The 21,034-nt window shown below is 39.5% G+C and carries 18 protein-coding genes and 1 pseudogene; 10 read left to right on the top strand and 9 right to left on the bottom strand.

The window, feature by feature from the left end; genetic code table 11:
- Window positions 1–3 precede the first annotated feature (3 nt).
- On the bottom strand, window positions 4–1,068 hold the full coding sequence (gene pspF, locus ATS74_RS08055) for a phage shock protein operon transcriptional activator (protein WP_058548399.1): 1,065 nt from the start codon (window positions 1,066–1,068) through the stop codon (window positions 4–6).
- Window positions 1,069–1,254: 186 nt separating this feature from the next.
- On the opposite strand from pspF, the gene pspA reads away from it, so the two are divergent.
- The 8 genes from pspA (at window position 1,255) to ATS74_RS08015 (ending at window position 7,859) form a co-directional block, all read left to right on the top strand.
- Entirely contained in the window at window positions 1,255–1,914 is a 660-nt protein-coding gene (gene pspA, locus ATS74_RS08050; RefSeq protein WP_058548398.1) for a phage shock protein PspA, read from the top strand.
- 67 nt (window positions 1,915–1,981) lie between these two features.
- Window positions 1,982–2,215 (top strand): envelope stress response membrane protein PspB, encoded by a 234-nt coding sequence (pspB, locus tag ATS74_RS08045; protein ID WP_011328706.1) that lies wholly within the window; start codon window positions 1,982–1,984, stop codon window positions 2,213–2,215.
- Window positions 2,212–2,613: an envelope stress response membrane protein PspC gene (gene pspC / locus ATS74_RS08040; RefSeq protein ID WP_058548397.1), complete on the top strand. Its 402-nt coding sequence runs from the start codon at window positions 2,212–2,214 to the stop codon at window positions 2,611–2,613. Before pspB ends, pspC begins: the two co-directional genes overlap by 4 nt.
- A 55-nt stretch (window positions 2,614–2,668) precedes the next feature.
- Window positions 2,669–4,093 (top strand): YcjX family protein, encoded by a 1,425-nt coding sequence (locus tag ATS74_RS08035; RefSeq protein ID WP_058548396.1) that lies wholly within the window; start codon window positions 2,669–2,671, stop codon window positions 4,091–4,093.
- Window positions 4,090–5,118, top strand: coding sequence for a YcjF family protein (locus ATS74_RS08030; protein ID WP_058548395.1), 1,029 nt, complete (start codon window positions 4,090–4,092; stop codon window positions 5,116–5,118). Before ATS74_RS08035 ends, ATS74_RS08030 begins: the two co-directional genes overlap by 4 nt.
- A 142-nt stretch (window positions 5,119–5,260) precedes the next feature.
- The gene (megL, locus tag ATS74_RS08025; RefSeq protein WP_058548394.1) at window positions 5,261–6,442 is read left to right on the top strand and encodes a methionine gamma-lyase; all 1,182 of its coding nucleotides are present in this window, start codon (window positions 5,261–5,263) and stop codon (window positions 6,440–6,442) included.
- A 237-nt stretch (window positions 6,443–6,679) separates the two neighbouring features.
- The gene (gene phhA, locus ATS74_RS08020; RefSeq protein WP_058548393.1) at window positions 6,680–7,477 is read left to right on the top strand and encodes a phenylalanine 4-monooxygenase; all 798 of its coding nucleotides are present in this window, start codon (window positions 6,680–6,682) and stop codon (window positions 7,475–7,477) included.
- A gap of 37 nt (window positions 7,478–7,514) precedes the next feature.
- Window positions 7,515–7,859, top strand: a complete 345-nt coding sequence (locus ATS74_RS08015) for a 4a-hydroxytetrahydrobiopterin dehydratase (protein ID WP_006793641.1) — start codon at window positions 7,515–7,517, stop codon at window positions 7,857–7,859.
- Window positions 7,860–7,919: 60 nt separating this feature from the next.
- Here ATS74_RS08015 and ATS74_RS08010 read toward each other — a convergent pair whose 3' ends face one another.
- From ATS74_RS08010 to ATS74_RS07995, 4 genes are read right to left on the bottom strand one after another with little or no spacing between them, the layout of a single operon-like run.
- The gene (locus ATS74_RS08010; RefSeq protein WP_058548392.1) at window positions 7,920–8,357 is read right to left on the bottom strand and encodes a hypothetical protein; all 438 of its coding nucleotides are present in this window, start codon (window positions 8,355–8,357) and stop codon (window positions 7,920–7,922) included.
- A gap of 8 nt (window positions 8,358–8,365) precedes the next feature.
- Window positions 8,366–10,726, bottom strand: coding sequence for an ABC transporter permease (locus ATS74_RS08005; RefSeq protein WP_058548391.1), 2,361 nt, complete (start codon window positions 10,724–10,726; stop codon window positions 8,366–8,368).
- On the bottom strand, window positions 10,726–11,406 hold the full coding sequence (locus tag ATS74_RS08000) for an ABC transporter ATP-binding protein (protein ID WP_058548390.1): 681 nt from the start codon (window positions 11,404–11,406) through the stop codon (window positions 10,726–10,728). The genes ATS74_RS08005 and ATS74_RS08000 overlap by 1 nt, the downstream gene beginning before the upstream one ends.
- On the bottom strand, window positions 11,406–12,644 hold the full coding sequence (locus ATS74_RS07995; protein ID WP_058548389.1) for an efflux RND transporter periplasmic adaptor subunit: 1,239 nt from the start codon (window positions 12,642–12,644) through the stop codon (window positions 11,406–11,408). Before ATS74_RS07995 ends, ATS74_RS08000 begins: the two co-directional genes overlap by 1 nt.
- 227 nt (window positions 12,645–12,871) lie before the next feature.
- On the opposite strand from ATS74_RS07995, the pseudogene ATS74_RS20220 reads away from it, so the two are divergent.
- Window positions 12,872–12,967 (top strand): annotated as a pseudogene (locus tag ATS74_RS20220) (4a-hydroxytetrahydrobiopterin dehydratase); the annotation flags it as partial.
- 84 nt (window positions 12,968–13,051) lie between these two features.
- Here ATS74_RS20220 and ATS74_RS07990 read toward each other — a convergent pair.
- Complete coding sequence (locus ATS74_RS07990; protein ID WP_058548388.1) at window positions 13,052–15,082, bottom strand: BCCT family transporter; 2,031 nt, start codon at window positions 15,080–15,082, stop codon at window positions 13,052–13,054.
- A gap of 213 nt (window positions 15,083–15,295) precedes the next feature.
- On the opposite strand from ATS74_RS07990, the gene ATS74_RS07985 reads away from it, so the two are divergent.
- A complete protein-coding gene (locus ATS74_RS07985) occupies window positions 15,296–16,381 on the top strand; it encodes a hypothetical protein (RefSeq protein ID WP_058548387.1) in 1,086 nt (361 codons plus the stop codon).
- Window positions 16,382–16,555: 174 nt separating this feature from the next.
- Here ATS74_RS07985 and dapD read toward each other — a convergent pair whose 3' ends face one another.
- From dapD to map, 3 genes are all read right to left on the bottom strand, one after another.
- Window positions 16,556–17,383 carry a 2,3,4,5-tetrahydropyridine-2,6-dicarboxylate N-succinyltransferase gene (gene dapD, locus ATS74_RS07980; protein ID WP_058548386.1) on the bottom strand — a complete coding sequence of 276 codons (828 nt, stop codon included), beginning with the start codon at window positions 17,381–17,383 and terminating at the stop codon, window positions 16,556–16,558.
- Between the two features lie 9 nt (window positions 17,384–17,392).
- Window positions 17,393–20,011, bottom strand: a complete 2,619-nt coding sequence (gene glnD, locus ATS74_RS07975; RefSeq protein ID WP_058548385.1) for a [protein-PII] uridylyltransferase — start codon at window positions 20,009–20,011, stop codon at window positions 17,393–17,395.
- Window positions 20,012–20,077: 66 nt separating this feature from the next.
- Window positions 20,078–20,863: a type I methionyl aminopeptidase gene (map, locus tag ATS74_RS07970; protein ID WP_058548384.1), complete on the bottom strand. Its 786-nt coding sequence runs from the start codon at window positions 20,861–20,863 to the stop codon at window positions 20,078–20,080.
- Between the last annotated feature and the right edge of the window lie 171 nt (window positions 20,864–21,034).

Genomic DNA, 21,034 nt, shown 5'->3' with positions numbered 1-21,034 from the left:
TAACTATTGTTGATCCAACAAGTTGTATTTTTTAAGATAACCACGTAATTGATGATACGTTAAACCAAGTACTTCTGCAGTTTTCTTTTGATTAAATTGGCTATGTTCGAGTGCTTTATTAATCATATTTATTTCAAACTCGTTAGAACGCTCTTTTAAGCTACACGGAAACTGTATTTCTTCCCCGGGCTCTGCTTTAGGTAAAGCACTCGGCGCAGGAGCCAAAGCGGGCTGTTGTGCAACAACTTGCGCTGGGATAGGGGCTTTAATACGCGCTTTTGGTCTAAAGCGGCTTTCAAATGGGTCTAAAATAATCTGATGAACGGGAATATGTTCGCTGCCATGGCGATATAAGCTGCGCTCAACTACATTTTTAAGCTCACGTATATTACCTGGCCAATCGTAACTTAACAGGGTTTCGGTCGCGCTTCGAGTAAAGCCACTAAATAACTCCCACTCTAGGTCGCGGGCCATGTTCATCGCAAATTGCTCGGCAAGTAACATAATATCGTCTTGACGTGCGCGCAGTGGCGGCAGAGTAATTACATCAAAAGCTAAGCGGTCAAGTAAGTCGCTTCTAAATTCACCTTGCTGTGCAAGGTGCGGTAAATCTTCGTTAGTTGCACACACTAAACGGGTATCAACTTTTACGGTTTGCTTACCGCCCACACGTTCAAATTCGCCATACTCTATTACACGTAGGAGCTTTTCTTGTACCATAGGTGATGTGTTTGCCAGCTCATCTAAAAATAAAGTGCCACTATTGGCACGTTCAAAGCGGCCTTCATGGCGTTTGCTTGCACCGGTAAAAGCACCGCTTTCATGACCAAACAATTCGCTTTCGAGGAGGTTTTCGTTAAGGGCTGCACAATTTAGTTTTACGTAGTTTTGATCCCAACGTTTAGATAAAAAGTGCAAACGCGCAGCGATGAGCTCTTTACCCGTACCGCGTTCACCAATAATTAATACCGGTTTATCTAAATTAGCTAACTGCGATACCTGATCAAGTACAGCTAAAAAGCTATCAGATTGGCCGAGTAAATTATCCTGTTGGCGATATTGGCTCATATTTCCTAACTCTTGGTCATTTTTACTAACAGTTAGTGTATTTCATAATTAGGGATAACTAAAGGAATTTGTATATTTAGTTTAACTTAATGAAAATAAAGTGTATTTTAGTTTTTTAAAAGTTGGCAAGCATATTGATACTAGTTACAGCAGACTAACTAAGTTTAAATTACAGAGGTAAATGTTATGGGAATTTTTTCACGTTTTGCAGACATTGTTAATTCTAATATCAATGCCATTTTAGATAAAGCAGAAGACCCAGAAAAAATGGTTCGTCTTATTATCCAAGAGATGGAAGACACATTAGTAGAGGTACGCTCTACGTCAGCTAAAACACTCGCTGAGAAAAAAGAAATTGTACGCCGTGCAGAAGAATTAAAGGCGCAAGTAATTGATTGGCAAGATAAAGCCGAGTTAGCTCTTAGCAAGGATCGCGACGATTTAGCACGCTCAGCATTGCTTGAAAAGCAAAAGTCGGCTGAAGCCGCAGCTGCTGTAGAAGGTGAGCTTGAGCATGTAGAGTCTCATATTGAGAAACTACAGCAAGAAGTTACCACGCTGCAAGAAAAGCTAGCTGATGCTAAAGCACGTCAAAAGGCAATTATTTTACGCCAACGCTCGGCTGAGTCGCGCCTTGAAGTGAAAAAAGCGCTTGATAGCTCTAAAGTAGACGATGCACTTAATCGTTTTGAACGCTACGAAACTAAAATTGATGGACTAGAATCTCAAATAGAGTCGTACGATTTAGGTAAGAAAACATTAGCAGACGAAATTGCAGACTTACAAAAAAATGAAAAGATAGATGATGAGTTAGCCGAACTTAAAAAGAAGCTAGCTGATAAATAACTTATAAAGGGGTACTTAAAGTGCCCCACTGCTTAAAACATCGAATACGGATTGCCAGGAGAGGATTATGTTTGATCCAGAGATACTAGTTGCACCATTTATCTTGTTTATGATTTTTGTTGCGCCACTGTGGTTAATTTTACACTACCGTAGCAAAAAACAAGTAAGCCAAGGTTTAAGTGAGCATGAACACCGCCAATTACTTGAGCTTGCTCAAAAAGCCGAAAAAATGGCTGACCGAGTAGAAACCCTTGAAGCATTACTTGATCAAGAGTCACCACAATGGAGACGCAAAGTATGAGTGCCAAACGCGAATTATTAAGAGACCCACAACGCGGTAAAATAGCCGGTGTATGTGCGGGATTAAGTGACTACTTTAATATGGAGTTATGGTTAGTTCGCATTATATTTGTTAGTGCGGTACTGCTAACAGGTGGCCCATTATTTGTGGTAGCGTATATTGCAGCGTGGTTTATTTTAGATAAAAAAGACCCCACAACTACACATACAAGCAGCGCAACTAAAACTGACGATCCGCTAGAAGTTAAATTTAAAGTATGGCAAAAAGGCGAGCCTCCGCGCCGCGCATTGCAAGACTTAAAAGAGCGTTTAGGGCGAGTAGATTCGCGCCTTCAAGATATGGAACGCCATGTTACTTCAAGCGAGTTTACGGTTAGCCGTGAAATCAACAAACTTTAAAGGATTTAATAGCACTTTGTTCGGTGATTAAGCATCAATGAAGTGCTAGCCCATTATGAGTAGCACTTCATTTGCCAAAAAAACCTTTAAAAGCATTAAAGGTTCAGCCCAAAAAGCCCTTCATCGTAGTTTAGATCAACACGTAAAATTAGCTGTAACGGGTTTGAGTGGTAGTGGTAAAACGGCGTTTATTACCGCGCTTGTTAAACACTTAACCACACAAAGTGATGATAAAAACTTACCCTTTTTTGATGTAATGCGAGAGCACCGCCACATTGCCACTAAAGTTGTTCCGCAAGAGGCGTTAAAGGTGCCTACGTTTGACTACCCACGAGCACTTAACGCATTACTCCCAAGCGATGGGGAGCCTACATGGCCTGCATCAACCGAGCGTATTAACACCCTGCGTTTGGCTATTAAATACCAAAGTGCCTCAGGGTTACGTGGGCATTTTTCGCCGCAATCTACGCTGTATTTAGATATTATTGACTACCCAGGTGAATGGCTACTTGATTTACCTATGCTTGAGCAAAGCTATAGCTTGTGGTGCGATCAACAATATCCGCTATTGTTACAGCACCCGCGTGTGAACACCTCTACTGAATTTTTAAACGCGCTTGAACAGCTTGATTTAAATGCCCCCGTAGATGAAGGGTTGCTTGCGCACATTGCAGCGCTTTATCAAAGTATGCTGGTGGGCCTTAAAAAAGACACCAAGCTTGCCATGTTACAACCTGGGCGAATGCTTATGCCTGGCGACTTACAAGGTGCGCCGCTTTTATTATTTTTTCCGGTAAATGCACAGCATATAAAAAGCGATGAAGTGGTGCCTGGCTCTAACTTAGCGCATTTAATTAAGCGTTTTAACGCCTATGTAAAAGAAGTAGTTAAGCCATTTTATAATGAGCACTTTAAACACTTTGACCGTCAAATTGTGCTAGTAGATGTACTCAGCGCTTTAAACGAAGGCCACGAAACACTCCAAGAGCAAAGTAGTGTAATTAATCAATTGCTCGCACACTTTAATTACGGCGAGTCGGGATTTTTTAAGCGCTTATTTAAACCCAACATAGATAAAATACTCTTTGCTGCCAATAAGTCAGATCATATAAGTGCTAAGCACCACAAAGACTTAGCACTACTGCTTGATTCGCTAGTGCATGAGCAAAGCAATCACTTAAAGTTTGATGGCGTACAAATAGAAACCATGGCTATGTCGTCAATTACTGCAACGCAGCCGCGCCAAGTTGCCGATAAAGGCCAAACGTTAGATTGCATTTATGGCAAACCACTTAACGAGCAAGACTGGCTAACTTACTTACCACCACAGCCACCTAACCGCATGCTTAATAAAAATGAGTGGCCAGCGCAGGGGTTTGAGTTTTTGTCGTTTGCGCCTATGCCAAACCCCGATAAGCAACTTAAACATATTCGCCTTGATCATGTGATGCAGTACCTGTTAGGAGACAAATTATCATGAACGATACACACCAAACATTTCAAGCGGGTAGACGTATTAATACCCAAGCAGATGAGCAGATTGAGCCTAAACTTGCCCCTGCAAAAATAGTTGCTCAAGGTCAAAGTGAATACATTGAAGAGCCTGATGATGAGCTTCTTGAAGATGAAATAGAGTTAGAGCCGCTATATAAAAAGTCAAAATGGCAAACGCTTAAAGGTGTGTTTGTTGTCAGCTTTTTAGTACTGGTGCTACTTGAGTTTGCTTATTCGCTAGTATTTGCATTTCAGCAATCGGTAATTTTAGGCGGCGTATATTTAACAGCCGTGGTAAGTGGTGTGCTATTAATTGGGCGCATGCTCTGGCGCGAATATAGAATGCTGCGCAGTTTAAAGCGCAATCAGTTACACCGTCATGAAGCGGATAGGCTTTTAAATAGCGAGCAAGTAGGCGGCGCATTGCCGTGGCTTGAAAAGCTAAACAAGCACCAACAACTCGACAACTTCGAAGCGTTTAAAAACCAAGTAGCTACCCATCATAGCGACAAAGAAATAATGACCCTTTACGCGAATAGCTTACTCATAACGCAAGACACCAAAGCTAAAAAGCTTATAAATCGTTTTGCGACTGAATCTGCACTGCTAGTTGCCTTAAGCCCACTTGCGCTGGTAGATATGATGGCCGTGCTTTGGCGCGGTACTAAGTTAATAGAACAAATTGGTAAAATTTATGGCATTGGTTTTGGCTACGCGAGCCGTATAAAGTTATACCGTATGCTGATAAAACAAGTGATGTTTGTAGGCAGTGCTGAGCTTGTATCTGATTTAGCAGCCACAGCACTCAGTGCTGAGCTTTTAGGTAAGCTTTCGGGGCGGGCTGCGCAGGGCGTAAGCGCCGGTATTTTTACAGCGCGTATTGGTTACAAAGCAATGGAGCTTAGCCGCCCACTGCCAAGGCTTGAAAACAAACGCAGCTTGTTAAAAGGTACAGTGCAAAGTATTGCCAGTAAAATTATGAACCGTAATAAGGGCGAGCCAACGCAATAAAACAGTGGCAATATTTGTGTACAAAATCGTACTGAACGGTTTTTGCACAAATAGCCATCTGAGCATCCGGCATGCTTGTGATTTAAAGTGCGGTGCGTTTTATTTATGTAATTGACACACATAATAAAAACGAGATCACACAATGAGCAAGCATCATATTAATACCCAATGTATCCATGGCCCACAAAAAGCAAACGATCCTCACGGCGCACTCACGTCGCCTTTGTATCAAACCTCTACCTTTCATTTTGAAAATGCAGCACAAGGCGCCGCACGTTTTGCAGGCGAAGAGCCAGGTTATATTTACACCCGCCTAGGTAATCCAACCACCACCGAACTTGAGCAAAAAGTAGCACAGTTAGAAGGCTGCGAAGCTGCAGCTGCCACCGCCACAGGTATGGGCGCTGTTTCGGCATCGGTATTGAGCTTTTTATCGCAGGGCGATCACCTTGTTGCATCAAGCGCGTTATACGGTTGTACGTTCGCGTTTTTTGCACACATGTTGCCGCGCTGGGGAATTGAAGTCACTTTTGTTGATATGACCTGCGAGAACGAACTACGCGCTGCCATTAAACCTAATTCCAAAATGGTTTTTGTCGAAACCCCGATAAATCCGACAATGGCTGTTATTGATTTAGCCTTAATTGGCGCGCTCGCTAAACAACACAATTTAATTAGTGTGGTCGACAACACCTTTTTAACTCCGTTACTGCAATCACCTAAGCAGTACGGTATAGATATTATTATGCACAGCGCCACCAAATATTTAAACGGCCATGGTGATGTTGTAGCAGGGCTTGTGTGTGGGTCGCTTGAGCACATTACCTTAATAAAAATGACGGTACTTAAAGATATTGGTGCAACCATAAGCCCGCACGACGCTTGGCTAATAAACCGCGGCTTGAAAACTTTAGCTATACGCATGGAGCGTCACTGCCAAAGCGCACAAACAGTAGCTGAATACTTAGAGGGGCATCCGCAAGTTAATATTGTTTATTACCCAGGGCTTAAATCGCACCCAGGTAATAAATACATAGGCAATCAAATGAAAGCCGCAGGCGGCGTTATTGCATTTGAAATTAAAGGCACCCTTGCCCAAGGAACGCAGTTTATAGATAGCATGAAGCTTTGCACTCTCGCTGTAAGTTTAGGTGATGCAGAAACGCTCATTCAGCACCCCGCATCAATGACGCACTCTCCTTACACACCCGAGGAGCGAGCAGCTGCAGGCATAAGTGATGGCTTAATAAGACTCTCTGTCGGGCTTGAAGATGTTAACGATATTATTGACGACTTAAACCAAGCTTTTACATTAATTTGTTAGGTGTATTTATTTATGTACAGTTGGGTTTGTCCTTAGAGCCTTTGATTTAGTTGTTGTATCATATTAATGCCGGTGGTGTAATTTTAACTATACACTTTGGTGGATCGTGCTAAATGTAGATATCCGCCTAACTATTAAACTTTTCTTCACTTTTGCATAGTATGGCTGCATTAGATATTCACTCATCTTGAGTATCACACTGACACACATTTAGGGCTTAACCCCAAGAAGGTTATTATGGCTAAAGCAAGTAAATACACCTCTAAAACACCAGACGAAAATGGTGTTATACACTGGAGCGAAGAAGAAAATAAAATTTGGTCTGAGCTTGTAGCACGCCAACTTGCGTGCATAGAAGGCAAGGCGTGCGATGAGTACATGGAGGGGCTTAAAAAAATAAACCTACCACACGATCGTATTCCGCAGTTAAGCGAGCTTAATGAAGTGCTTCTTGCCTCCACTGGTTGGCAAGTAGCGCCTGTACCTGCGCTTATCGATTTTGATGAGTTTTTTAGGTTATTGGCAAATAAACAATTTCCGGTAGCCACGTTTATTCGTAGCCGTGAAGAGCTTGACTACCTTCAAGAACCTGACATTTTCCATGAAATATTTGGCCACTGCGCCATGCTAACTAACCCTGACTTTGCCGAATTTACACATAAATACGGCCAACTAGGTTACGCAGCACAGAAAAAAGATCGCGTGTACCTTGCACGTATGTATTGGTTTACGGTTGAGTTTGGTTTAATGCAAACCGAAAACGGCCTGCGTATTTACGGCGGCGGTATTTTATCAAGCCCGGGTGAAACGCAATACGTGTATTCAGACACACCAGAAATAACGCCTATGAGCGTAATTGATGTGCTGCGTACGCCGTACCGTATTGATATTATGCAACCACAGTACTACACCATTAATTCGATTCATGATCTGTTTGATATATCGCAAATGGACATTATGACTTTGGTTGAACAAGCTAAAGAGCTTGGCTTGCATGACCCAAAATTTCCACCAAAAGAAAAATTAGCTAGTTAACTTTAATTTAAAAGAAACGCTAAAGTAAGGATTTAAGATGTCTTCATTAAGTGAACAAAAATGCGAAGCTTGCCACGTAGATGCACCAAAAGTATCTGACGAAGAGCTTGCACAATTAATTACTAAAATCCCAGACTGGGTACCAGAAGTACGCGACGGCATTATGCAGCTTGAACGTGTTTATAAATTTAAAAATTTTAAACAAGCTATCGCATTTACTAACAAAGTGGGCGACATGGCAGAAGATGAAGGCCATCACCCTGGTTTATTAACCGAGTGGGGCAAAGTAACTGTAACGTGGTGGAGCCATTCAATTAAAGGCCTACACAAAAACGACTTTATTTGCGCAGCTAAAACAGACGATGTGTTTAACGCGCTTTAAGGTTACTTCAGGTTAGTCTTCGCAATAAAAAGCCCGCTAAATTAACTTTAGCGGGCTTTTTTATACGCCATCGTCACTAGCATTGATAGAAATTGAATGAACCTTTAGCTGTTTATCAGAAAACTTATTTTTGAGAATGCCGATAGTTTTTTCTTGCTGCCTACAAGGTGGACAAGGGCCTACATCTTCATCTATCGAAGTGTAAATTAACGTATACTTTTGCTGAGTAAAATCGGGTAATGTTATTAATAGTTGCTCTAGATTACTTTTAAGTAAATCAGAATCAGGATGGCTTTGTTTATTTTTAAAAATAGATAAAATATTTGGTAAATATTTATCTGAGTAATGCATTAACTCGCCTTTGCTGTTAAATAAAAACATTTGCGGAGCGGTATTATTAATGGGCGACTTAACTATCTGATAATGCGAGAAGCTATAATTCTCGGCGTACGTGTTACCGCTATACAAAAGTAGTAAGGCTATAATTGATTTGTACATGTTTATCCTTAAGTTAAGTTGTTCCAAGAGTTACTCAGTGTTTTTTTAATCTCTATAGCAATAATACATACAACCACTAACAAAATGACTAAATGCACTGTAAGTATCGTGCTTAGGTCAAAAACGGATTGATGAAATAAAAAAGTTTGTAGTTTTTTATGTTGGGTGAAAAATAACGCAATAATAACTATATGAGTTATCACAAATGCAGTAAAAAAGAGCTTTAAAAATAAATAACATATTTGGTAGCTGCGAGCGCCCATAGCACGTCTTAATGCAAGCTCTGTGGATGACTTAGCAGTAAGCTGTTTGATACTACTGTAGTTGTATAAAAACGCAGAGAGTAGAAGAATTGAGGAGCACACAACGGTAATTACAAGTAATGCATTTCTAGGGGCTTGCTCATTTTTTACTAAAGACGAAAGGGGGGTAAGTGATAAATCGTTAAAGTTTACACTTAATGCTTTTACTGCCTTTTGGAGTTCCTTTTCAACTTGTGTGATGGGCGCATGAGTTTTAATTATAATTGTTTCAAAACCTGTCAGAGCACTTATTACACTATACACAGTGGGCTGAACAGGTGTATCGGCTCCTTCATTATAAATATCATTAACAACGCCAACTACTTTATGTTTTACTTTGCCAGTATCAAATTGGGCTAATAAATAAGCTTGGCTTAGTTCTGTGCTTGCAAAGTATTGATCCCATAAGGCTTTGTTAACCACAACTTTTTGATATTGCTGCCACTGAACACTTTGGCCTGAGATAAGCTTAGCGCCAATAGTTTTAAAATATTGAGGGCTTACTCGATGGCTTGCAGTACTGGCATTTTTACCTGCGCTTATAGCTTGTCCGGTAACGGTGTACCATGAACTAAAACCACTTCGTTTTGATAGTGGTGGGGCCGAACTAAGTGATACTTCTTCAATAATGGGCAGTGAATTTAATTGCTGAATTAATTGTTGAGCAGAGTTATTTGCATTAAAGGCCTCGCTAGGTGATTGCGGGAAGCTAAAACTAGCTATTAAAATATTGTCAGCAACAAATCCCACGTTTTTATTATTTAAATTAATCTGGCTGTAAATAACTAAACTACTAATGTAAACACTTGTGATGGCAAGGCTAGTAAGTAACGAAAGTAATGAGAACACTTGTATTTTTTCGCTTGTTGTTGCGCTTTGACCGCGTCCAACACTGCTGTGTATCCACTTTCTTTGAAAGTAATTAAGCGCCGATAAACAAGTAATAATAACGATGTAAAATACCGCCAGCGTAAATAATGAAAAAGAGCTGCTTTGCTGGTTCAGGCTTGGTAATAAAATTGCGCTGATACTGTCGCTCAGTGGATAAAAAACGCACATTACAATAATAAGCAGTAGGCTTGTGAGTACGATATCAATAATTTGCTGCACAAAAATGTGTGTGTTATTGGCTCCGCATAATTTGCGTATAGTTTCTTCTTGTTGCTTTTTAATTGACTCTGCACAGTAAAATGCACAAAAGGCAATAAAGCTAAATGAGAGTAAAATATAATATAGTAACTGCAATAAGTTTAGGCGCTTTATTATTTTATTAAAGTGAGTTGGGTTGACGCCAATACCATCACTAAACTTAAGTTCGGTGTTATCAAATATAAACATTTCGTTTTGTAAGTGCTTATTTAGCAAGTTTAAGAAAAGTGTTTTATTTTTAACGTTTCCTAGAATATACGTAAATGTATCTGGGGTCAGGTTACTTTCTTGAGGCAAAATACGCTTGAGTTGCGAGTAAGGAATAACAAGTTTAGGTTCATAGGCGCGTTTAAAGCTTTTAAACTCTTTTGGCATTACAGCAACAATGTTTATGCTTTTATTATTAACCACAAGCTGTTTGCCAATAATATCAGTGACACCTTTAAAATGAGTATGCCAAAACGAATAGCTAATAGCGGCACTTATTGCGCTGCCTTGTTTTGGGTAATCTAATTGTTCAAAGCTGCCTAAAGCAGGAATGATACCTAATTGTTTATAACCCCCCGATATAAAGCTTACCTTAACGGCCTCACTATCATGATTAACCGAAAGCTTTAATGATAAATCGATAGAGCGTTCAAAAACGCCGACTAAATCTGGGTGCAATACGGTTATTTCATCAAAAATGTATTCATCAACGGGTAAGTCATTTTGAGTGTCACTTAGGTAAACTTGTTTAATGTTATGAATGTTATTTATTGCAGTGTAATCGGCTGATAAAAACTGACTATGAATGTTACTTATATTTAAAATTAAACATAAAGGAATACTCAGCAACAAACAGCTAAGCCATAATTTAGTATTTTGCTTAGCATATTTTAGCCAGTTAAAGGTCAGATCAGTAATAAAGTTCAGCATTAAAAACCTTGCGCACTTAGCTGTCCGTCTTGAATATACAAACGCGTTTTTGCTGTTTTAGCATGGTTTTCATCATGGGTAATTAAACAAATTGTTTTACCTTCGTCGTTTAGCTTATTGAGTAACTGATATATTTGCCCGCTATTTCTCGAATCTAAATTACCGGTTGGCTCGTCGGCTAAAATAACAGAGGGATCATTTATTAATGCTCTAGCAATAGCAACTCTTTGTTGTTGCCCGCCAGACAATTGGCTTGGTTTTCTATCAATAAACTCAAGCATGCTTACTTTATTAAGTGCAGCTTTAACTTTATTTAGGTAGTCCTTTCTAGGCACTGATTTGTTGTAACTCAGTGGTAAAGCAACGTTATCAAATACGCTTAAATGATTTAACAAATTAAAGTTTTGAAATATAAAGCCAAGCTCTCTGTTTTTAATAGCTGCAATAGCATCGGGTGTTAAGTCTGCTGTGTTAGTGCCTAAAATAGTGTATTGCCCTTGGCTGGGTAAATTTAACAAACCTAAAATAGAAAGTAGGGTACTTTTACCACTGCCTGAGGTGCCCGTAATTGCAATATAATCGCCACTGTTTATTTTAAAGTTTATAGCTTTAAGTGTATTCACTTTGGTATTAGGATATTGATAAAAAACATTATTAAACTCTATCAGCGGATAACTCATCAAAAAGCACCTATCAAGTCAAAGTTATTTTCAGTGGCGTAATCAGCAGGCAGTAACAACACATAGTTACTTTTTAATGGTTCATTAAAGCTTAACGTATCTCGCTCGCTCGATTTGTAATTTATATGAGTAAGAATAGCTTTACTTGATGGTGTTACTTCATAAATCTTCCACTGGCTATGACTATCAAAGTCATTCGGTTTTGGAATATTTTGAACGAGTAGAGATTTCTCTAAATAAATATGAGCTTCTATTGCTTGGCTGCTTCTAAGCCATGATGGTGGGGGGGCGTTTAATACTAAAAATACGTTAATAGCACCATTTCTTATTACCGTATCAATATAATCAACCTTAGCTGCAATTGTGCCACTGGGCGTAACTATGTCTGCTTTTTGGCCTATCTTTAACTGAGTAGATGAATATTGAGGAACTTGTATTTTAGCGAGTAAGTTGTCGGTCTCTATTAACTCAAACAACGATTGCCCTTGTGTGACCGCTTGACCTAATTTAGCTAAGTTTTGGCTTACGGTACCGTCAAAGTTTGCTGTGAGTGTTAATTGCTCTTGGCGCCCTTGTAAATAACTAAGTTTGTTTTTGGCGATGTTTACTTTGTTATCAAGCGCAATTAATTGCTGATCAAATGCATCTTTAAATAGGCCAAGTTCATCATTTTTAGCATTAACTTCAAGTTCACTTTGCTTGTAAAGCATTTCGCTTTGTTTAAAGCGAATTGCAGAAATAATACCTTGTTCCAATAAAACTTTATTAGCATTTAATTCAAGCGATTGCTGCTGTAATGCCATTTGGGCTTTAGATAAGTCTACTTTGATTTGCGAGAGCTTGATTGTTAAATTGCTTTTATCAATAGCCACCTGAGATTCTAAATTAAGCTGCTCATAGCTCGCATTATGTATATCTTGTTCCAACTCGTAGTTAGTTAGCTTTGCCAATACTTGGCCTTTTTTTATAGCTTGCCCTTCACGAATTGTAAGTGCTTTTATATTGCCTTTTAGCGGCGCAGACAAAAGCTCTCTTTGTGTAGGCTCTATTGTACCAATCCCTTTTAATACATTAGGTGAGGATATTTTAGTAACAAGTATTGGTTTCAAGTAACGAGCAGGTATGCCATCAGAGAATAGTGCTAATTTAATTAAATAGGCAAGAGCAATTAACAACAATAAAGCCCCAATTATGAATGGAGCTTTCTTTTTTTGTTTTACGATTAAATACTCTTCCATTAGTACAACCTGCTAAGTGCTTTTATTATTTTAAAAATAGGCTAAACGTTATTTAAGTTAGAGTTTTCACTTTCCTTATAAAAAGGATGTGAGGTTAATATCTAGCAGACTAACAGTCTGAATATTCATCAACTCGTCCCAAAACACACTCAGTTATATCACCACTAAGTTAACGATGTAAATTTTATTTTAATGTAACTTAGAGCAATAGAAATTTAATTATTTTACTTCTGATGATGTGGGGTAGAGAAACTATTATGTTGCTATACAAAAACGACTTTATTTGCGCAGCTAAAACAGACGACATATTTAACGCACTGTAATTAAAAATTAATTATGCAAACTAAAAAGGCACTTTTCAGTGCCTTTTTAGTTTGCATTAATTGTGTATTGAATACGATGCTTATTTAAGATTTATCGCTATTTAACATGTCATCGTGCTCGGCCATATCCCAAGGTAGCTCACCTGGGCTGTTACCTAAAAAGTGTAAGTAATTCTCAAATTGATCAAGAATATCCTTCACAATATCATCTTCACTGTAACCATACACATCGTAAGATTGCCCACCACGGCGTAAGAAAACATCAGCCTTGTAATACATTTCGATGTTATCAATATCGGGCTTTAGTTCTGAATAGGCAAAGCTTGGCATAGGGTGTTCGGTTAGACGAATGTCATACACAAAATCAACATGCTCATGGCGTAGCACAGTTAAATGAGCACGGCCTAAGTCGGTATCAAAATCAACCTCTGCATGCCATTGTCGCGCTTTTAATTCAGCCTGAACGGCTTGCATTGCTTGTACCACCACACTACTAATGAAGGTGTGTACTTTTTCTCTATTAGGGTAATTAACCATGGCGGCTAAACGGCGCTTCCAATGAGATAAGTTAACATTACGGCCATTAAGCGCATGTGCTTGTAAGCTAGTATCGCGATGGCCTTCAATGGTGAGTGCTCGCCAAAGCCCGGCGGTTGCAATAAGCATAATAATCGCAAAGGGTAAGGCACTGGCTATAGTCATAGTTTGTAGCGCACTTAACCCACCTGCTACTAATAAAACAGCAGCCACAGCGCCCTCTAGCACAGCCCAAAATACGCGTTGCCATGCAGGCGTATTAATACTCCCGCCAGAGGCGAGGGAATCAATAACTAATGATCCTGAGTCAGACGAAGTAACAAAAAAGGTAATGATTAAAATAACCGTCAGTAGCGAAATAATAAATGATAACGGTAACACCTCAAATAACTGAAACAATGCAACAGCTTGGTTTGCTTGAACATCAGTAATTAAAGTATTGAACCCTTCATTCATTATTAGATTTAACGCGGTATCACCAAACACAGAAAACCACAAAAAGGTAAAAATAGTTGGGACTAGCATCACGCCAACAACAAATTGCCTGATGGTTCTGCCGCGGCTAATTTTAGCGATAAACATGCCAACAAATGGCGCCCAAGCAATAGTCCAGCCAAATATAAATAGTGTCCAGTTACCAATCCAATCACTACGGCTATACGCCTGTAAATTAAAAGTACGCTCAACAATACCGCTAAGGTAGCTGCCGGTATTTTGTAAAAACGATTCAAGAATATGAATAGTAGGGCCAATAAAAAATACAAAAGCCATTAACGACACTGCAAGTGTCATGTTTACAATAGATAAGCGTTTTACACCTTTATCCATACCTGCCACTACAGAGAGCGTAGCCGCTGCGGTAATAATGGCAATAGCAGTAATTTGTACTGTGGTATTAATAGGAATACTTGGCCATAAATAATGCAGCCCAGCATTAATTTGGGTAACGGAAAGTCCTAGTGTTGTAGCAATGCCAAATAGCGTGCCTAATATGGCAAACACATCAACAGTGTGACCAATAGGGCCATATATTTTATCACCAATAAGTGGATACAACGCTGAGCGAATCGACAGTGGAAGGCCATGGCGAAATGCAAAATAAGCAAGGACTAAGCCGACAATCCCATAGATTGCCCATATGTGAAAACCCCAATGAAAAAATGCAATTTGCATAGCTTGCTTGGCAGCATCAACGGTTTCTGCTGCGCCCGCGGGCGGAGATGCATAATGGAGTACGGGCTCTGCTACACCAAAATATAGTAATGCGACTCCGTAGCCGGCCGAAAATAGCATGGCAAACCATTCACCGAAGCTATATTGCGGCTGCGCATGATCAGGGCCCAGCTTAATATTGCCCCAGCTGGAGGCTGCAACACAAACGATGAAAACTAAGAAGATGGCGACTGATAACATATAAAACCAGCCAAAGGTTTCTGTTATCCACTTGAGGGTGACACTAAATGCTTGCCCTGCAAGTTCAGGATTGCTACTTGTACCAATTACCAAGAGCAGAATAATAAACACTGCAGGCAAAAATACCGGTAGCAAAATAGTTGAGCGTAAAGCAGTTTTTGTCATATTAATCCTTAATATTAATTGCTAACTTTCAATTATGCTTTACTACCTTATTATATCTTGAGTGAGTTGGCTAATTCAGTCATTTGTTTTGTATATGTGTGTTGCTTTAAAGCAAGTGTTTTTTATTATTTTGATTAAACACCCACTTTTACTTTATAAAGTTATGTTTACGATGATATTTTAAATCTTATTATGATCTGTGAGTGAATCTTAATGGAAAGAACAATTAGGGATGAAAAAATTTCAGGTTTTAGAGATCTCGTTAATTCAAATTCTAGTTTTATTTATAACACTTATCATAATAAAAATGGCAAAAACCAATGGAATCTAATTTGTTCTTGTATGGACTGGATCACTGTATCGATTAGGTATTTACAACATACCTCAGGGTTTGAGGAAAATATTGATGTGCGTGTAATGCAGATGTTTTCTTTAATTTCTGCAATAGATCTCGTTTCAGAAGCAATAACCCAACTACACCGAGTGTTTATAAACCCGAGGACTTTACCTTTCTCCGGCGAAAAGGAGTGTTTTACAAATCGTTTATTTGATGAGGACGACAACAGCTACTTTAAATCAATAAGAGCTTCATTTGGTGCTCATCCCGTAAATTTGAATCATTCAGACTGTAAAAGGTTTGCTAGTTGGCCTTATGATGACCACATGGATAATGATGAGCTTACTGTTAACTTATATAGTAATAAAGTGGATGAAAGTGATCTTGTGATGGTTCTTAACTCTCACGAACTATTTTTTTTCCTTCTTAAGAGATACAACTATCTTGATGTTCTATCTCAAGCAATAACAAAATTATTTAACGATTTTAAGCTGAATTTAACTAAGCAGCCTATACAGACTAAAGCATCTACTTTAGATCAGTTATATATTTTAAAAGATGAGTCTAAGGTAAGATTAAACAATGATTATTATAATGATGTAATTGATAATTTAATTATGGTTTACGAAGCCGAGCCTTTAGAGCCAGACCTTGAAATTAAAGCTACTAATTATAGAAGGTCGCTAGAGCCATTAATTGATGAAATAAAAATAAACCTCCAATTGATGAATATTAAAGATTTAGATAATGACGGGCTTCTTGAACCTAAATCAGACTTAAGTCAAAAGCTAAGTTATGAGTTAGGGAAGTTTTACAGTTGGCTACATGAGAGTGGCTATGATCCATTAGTTAGTTATTATTTAAAAAGATTCAATACAGAAACAGACTACATGTATGACTTCAAGATAGAAGATCCAGTTAATACGTTATTGATTAAGACAAAAATAATGCTACTTGATTGAGAGTTTATTGTCATAAGCAAAAAAGCTCCAAACCAAAGGGTTTAGAGCTTTTTTATATACAATTAAAGTTTAGCTAAAACACTTAACTTCAACATAGGTTGAGTGAAACGAAACCCAACCTATGTTTAACACCAATCAGCTTAGGGCTTACAGCTGAAAGTTTATCGCTTCTTTTTAATCATCAATCGAGCGTAGTAGGGCGTTTATGCCTACTTTTTCACGTGTTTGCTTATCTACTTTTTTCACGATGATTGCAGCATAAAGGCTGTGAGTGCCATCTTTTGACGGTAGTGCACCTGGTACAACTACGGCGCCTGCTGGTACGCGGCCGTAGTGAATTTCGCCGGTTTCACGGTCGTAAATACGGGTGCTTTGGCTGATGTAAACGCCCATTGAAATTACAGCGCCTTCTTCTACTACTACGCCTTCAACAATTTCAGAACGTGCGCCAATAAAACAGTTGTCTTCAATGATGGTTGGGTTAGCTTGTAGTGGCTCTAAAACGCCGCCTATGCCAACGCCGCCAGATAAATGTACGTTCTTACCAATTTGTGCACATGAGCCTACAGTGGCCCATGTATCAACCATGGTGCCTTCGTCAACGTATGCGCCAATATTTACGTACGATGGCATAAGTACGACGTTTTTACCTACAAAGCTGCCTTTGCGGGCTACCGCATTTGGTACTACGCGCATGCCGCCTTGCTGAAATTGCTCCGGCGTGTAGTCGCTAAATTTAAGCGGTACTTTGTCGTAAAACTGGTTTACGCCGTCGTTCAGTGGTTGATTGTCGCGAATACGAAACGACAGTAATACGGCTTTTTTAAGCCATTGGTGTACAACCCATTCGCCTGATATTTTTTCTGCAACGCGGGCAGCGCCGCTATCAAGTAGTTCTAGTGCGTCGATAATAGCTTGTTTAACATCGCTAGATACGGTGCTTGGGCTAATGCTGTCGCGGTTGTCCCACGCGTTTTCTATCATGGTTTTTAAATCTGACATGGTGTGTCCTTATTCTGTTTCGGCGTTGAATTTTTTACGTAATGCCTGATGAATTTTAACTTGCTCTTCATCAGTCAGCGCTTGATATTCGTTATTTGATACGACAAAGAAATCCTCAGCACGTTCACCTACCGTTGTAATGCGGGCAGCATGAATATGTAATAAATGCGCTTGGAAAACTTCGGCAATTTTGGTTAATAAGCCAGGTATATCTACGGCCTGTATTTCTATTAAACTGCGGTCCTTGCGTGCATGGGGGCGCAGCACAATTTTCGGTTTAATATTAAAGTCTTTAAATCGTTGTGAGCGATTCTTTTTAAATCGAATCTTTTTACGTGGATCGCTAAGTGCTTGTTCAAGGCCGCGTTTAATAGATTGCGCGCGGCTGCTTGCGATAGGCTCACCATTTACTTCAAGTATTACAAAGTTAAATAGTACGTAACCGTCTTTGGTGGTAAGTACTTGAGCATGTTGTATTTGTGCTTTTTTAGTACCAATTACACTTACTAAGCGAGCAAACAATGGCCCAGAGTAGGGGCTGTATACGAAGACTTGTGTTCCACCATGCATGGCTTTATCTGATACAACTACACTTGGCTGGCTTAAATCGGTGCATTTAAGCAGATGTTCGCTGTGCCACGATATTTGTTGCTCACTAAAAGCGGTAAAGTAATTTGCTTTAAAACGGCTCCAAATTAAGTCTATTTGTTCTTCAAAATGACCTAAATTAAGTAAGCGCTGTTTAGCTTGGTGCTTTTTATCGCGAATTTGGTCGCGTTGATCCATTGGGTTTTCAAGCCCTAGACGTAGCGCACGTTGAGTATGTAAGTAGAGTTCGCGCAGTAACGTGTTTTTCCAGTCGTTCCATAAGTTGTCGTTGGTTGCGCGAATATCGGCAACGGTTAAACAATATAGGTAATCGAGTTGGCGTTCTGTTTTTACGCGTGATGCAAAATCTTTAATTACACCTGGGTCGTTTATATCTTTACGCTGTGCGGTTACCGACATCAGTAAGTGGTTACCAACAAGCCAAGATATAAGCTTGCCGTCTGACGATGGGAAGCCATGTAATTTAGAAAAAGCAATGGCATCCACTGAGCCAAGCTCTGAATGATCTCCACCACGGCCTTTAGCAATATCATGAAATATTCCGGCTAAATAAAGTAGCTCGGGCTTATCCATACGGGTCACTATTTCACTACAAATAGGAAACTCACTGATACCGGTTTTATCAAAAAATTGGTAAATATTTTTAATGAGCTTGTGGGTATGCTCATCTACTGTGTAGGCATGAAATAAATCAAACTGCATTTGCCCAAATATATTACGCCACTGTGGTAAATATGCGGCTAACATGCCGTGTTTATGCATAAGCGTAAACGCGCGGCCCATGCCATTAGGGTGTTTTACCAGGCGTAAGAATGCTTCGCGACACGCAGCGTAATCTTGTAAATCGCCCAACAAACGCCTACGAACTTGGCGAATGGTGCGTATGGTGCTTGGGTAAATATGAGTGATTTCAGGGTTGTCGGCTATGTGTTCAAATAAAACAAACAGCTGGTCGCGCCTAAAAAATACAGATGGATTTTTTACTCTTATTTGATGGCCAACGCGTTCAAAATTTCTATCAAGTTCTACAACTGGCGCTTCTATGGTTTCTGGAATAATGCTTTGTTCAAAGTACGAAAGTAGCATTTGATTAAGCTCGCGCACGCGGCTCATTATTCTAAACAAACGCTTCATCATGCGCTCAACCGACGATTTACCATCACTACCAAAACCTAAAATTTCTGCAGCATTGGGTTGATGATCAAACAATAATCGGTTTTCTGAGCGACCTGCAGCTAAATGCAGCGCAAAGCGAATATTCCATAAGTTCTCTAAGCACTCTGAAAGCTCCTGAAACTCTTCATGAGTTAAATAGCCGTGGCTTATTAGCTCTTGCAGTGTTTCGGCTCTAAAGTGCTTTTTAGCAACCCAAATTATAGTTTGTAAGTCGCGCAGGCCACCTGGGTTTTCTTTTATATTGGGCTCTAGGTTATACGCTGTGCCGTGGCATTTTTTGTGGCGAAGATTTTGCTCTTGCACTTTAGCAACAAAAAACTCACCTGAGCGCCAAACTGGGGTTTCGATAATATGCGTTTTGAGTTTTTCAAACTCAATGTGGTTACCAAAAATTAGACGGCTTTCAAGCAAGCTGGTGGCAAATGTAACGTCTTCACGTTTTTGCTCAATGGCTTGCTCAATGGTGCGCACACTGTGGCCTATCTCTAAATTGAGATCCCAAAGCATGGTAACAAATTGGCCAATTTTTTCGCATATTTCTTCGCTAGGTTGTTGAGTTACTAGCAATAAAAAATCGATGTCGGAGTAGGGGTGTAATTCACCACGGCCGTACCCGCCTACAGCAATAAGCGCTAAATCAGGTTCGCGCGCTAAATCGTAAACATGAAATAACTTTATTAGTAGGCGGTCAATAAACTCAGCCCGGGCATTAATTAAATTACCAACCGGTTGTTTAGAAAATTCGTTATGTAACCATTTATAAAAATAGCTAGAACAATCGCGATAATCACTAAGTTGCTCAGCATCGCTAAGCAACTTTTTTACTTTGTTGGGTAATGCCACGTGGGCTGGCTCCTTGTTGAACCTTTCACACGGATAAGGTTTTTCTTATCAAGTGTTTCGGTTTTATTAGTGTTCTATGATCCGCTCGATAGTATCATCTGATCGAAGCGTTAAAATTTCAACTCCATTCTCAGTCACTAATAATGTGTGTTCCCACTGTGCAGACAAGCTACGGTCACGTGTAACAACAGTCCAGTCATCTTTAAGCAGTTTACATTGGCGCTTGCCCGCATTAACCATTGGCTCAATAGTTAAACACATACCCGCTTTTAGTGTTTCACCCGTACCCGCTTTACCGTAATGCATTACTTGTGGCTCTTCGTGAAATTCGCTACCGATACCATGGCCGCAGTATTCGCGAACAATTGAGTAGTTAAAGCCTTCTGCATATTTTTGAATAGCTTCGCCAATATCACCTAAACGTACACCTGGTTTTACCATTTTAATAGCAAGGTATAAGCTTTCTTGTGTTACTTCTGCAAGGCGCTTTCCTTGAATATTTGGTGTACCTACGTGAAACATTTTTGAGGTGTCGCCGTGGTAACCATCTTTGATAACGGTAACGTCAATATTTACACTGTCGCCATCTTTTAAAGCTTTGTCGTTTGGAATTCCGTGACAAATTACATGATTTACAGAGGTACAAACCGACTTAGGGAAACCATGGTAATTTAGCGGAGCAGGAATCGCTTCTTGCACATTTACAATATAATCATGACAAATTGTATTTAACTCATCAGTAGTCACACCTGGCACTACATGTGGTCCAATCATTTCTAGCACGTCTGCCGCTAAACGCCCGGCTATACGCATTTTTTCAATTTCTTCAGGGGTCTTGATCACAGCGCTCATTGAGGCTCCAAAGTTGCGTTTTTTAACATTTATCGTCGCACAAATTTTGCACGCGACGTTGAGTATTTAATTTTAATATGGTATAAAGCGCGCCGTCTTTTTACAAATAAATTCTTAAATGATTTTTTGTATTTAAGGCAAACACAATTTTATTTTAACACACACACGTAT

The sequence above is a fragment of the Pseudoalteromonas sp. H103 genome (genome assembly GCF_001469205.1).
In the GTDB taxonomy this organism is placed as follows: Bacteria; Pseudomonadota; Gammaproteobacteria; order Enterobacterales; family Alteromonadaceae; genus Pseudoalteromonas; species Pseudoalteromonas carrageenovora.
This window is presented reverse-complemented; position numbering and strand designations above follow the sequence as displayed.

Coding starts and splice junctions, on each gene's coding strand:
- pspB (WP_011328706.1), top strand. CDS start 1,982: ATGTTTGATCCAGAGATACTAGTTGCACCATTTATCTTGTTTATGATT.
- pspC (WP_058548397.1), top strand. CDS start 2,212: ATGAGTGCCAAACGCGAATTATTAAGAGACCCACAACGCGGTAAAATA.
- pspA (WP_058548398.1), top strand. CDS start 1,255: ATGGGAATTTTTTCACGTTTTGCAGACATTGTTAATTCTAATATCAAT.
- ATS74_RS08035 (WP_058548396.1), top strand. CDS start 2,669: ATGAGTAGCACTTCATTTGCCAAAAAAACCTTTAAAAGCATTAAAGGT.
- map (WP_058548384.1), bottom strand. CDS start 20,863: ATGAGCGCTGTGATCAAGACCCCTGAAGAAATTGAAAAAATGCGTATA.
- ATS74_RS08000 (WP_058548390.1), bottom strand. CDS start 11,406: ATGAGTTATCCGCTGATAGAGTTTAATAATGTTTTTTATCAATATCCT.
- ATS74_RS08005 (WP_058548391.1), bottom strand. CDS start 10,726: ATGCTGAACTTTATTACTGATCTGACCTTTAACTGGCTAAAATATGCT.
- ATS74_RS08010 (WP_058548392.1), bottom strand. CDS start 8,357: ATGTACAAATCAATTATAGCCTTACTACTTTTGTATAGCGGTAACACG.
- ATS74_RS07985 (WP_058548387.1), top strand. CDS start 15,296: ATGGAAAGAACAATTAGGGATGAAAAAATTTCAGGTTTTAGAGATCTC.
- pspF (WP_058548399.1), bottom strand. CDS start 1,068: ATGAGCCAATATCGCCAACAGGATAATTTACTCGGCCAATCTGATAGC.
- ATS74_RS07995 (WP_058548389.1), bottom strand. CDS start 12,644: ATGGAAGAGTATTTAATCGTAAAACAAAAAAAGAAAGCTCCATTCATA.
- ATS74_RS08030 (WP_058548395.1), top strand. CDS start 4,090: ATGAACGATACACACCAAACATTTCAAGCGGGTAGACGTATTAATACC.
- phhA (WP_058548393.1), top strand. CDS start 6,680: ATGGCTAAAGCAAGTAAATACACCTCTAAAACACCAGACGAAAATGGT.
- ATS74_RS07990 (WP_058548388.1), bottom strand. CDS start 15,082: ATGACAAAAACTGCTTTACGCTCAACTATTTTGCTACCGGTATTTTTG.
- dapD (WP_058548386.1), bottom strand. CDS start 17,383: ATGTCAGATTTAAAAACCATGATAGAAAACGCGTGGGACAACCGCGAC.
- ATS74_RS08015 (WP_006793641.1), top strand. CDS start 7,515: ATGTCTTCATTAAGTGAACAAAAATGCGAAGCTTGCCACGTAGATGCA.
- megL (WP_058548394.1), top strand. CDS start 5,261: ATGAGCAAGCATCATATTAATACCCAATGTATCCATGGCCCACAAAAA.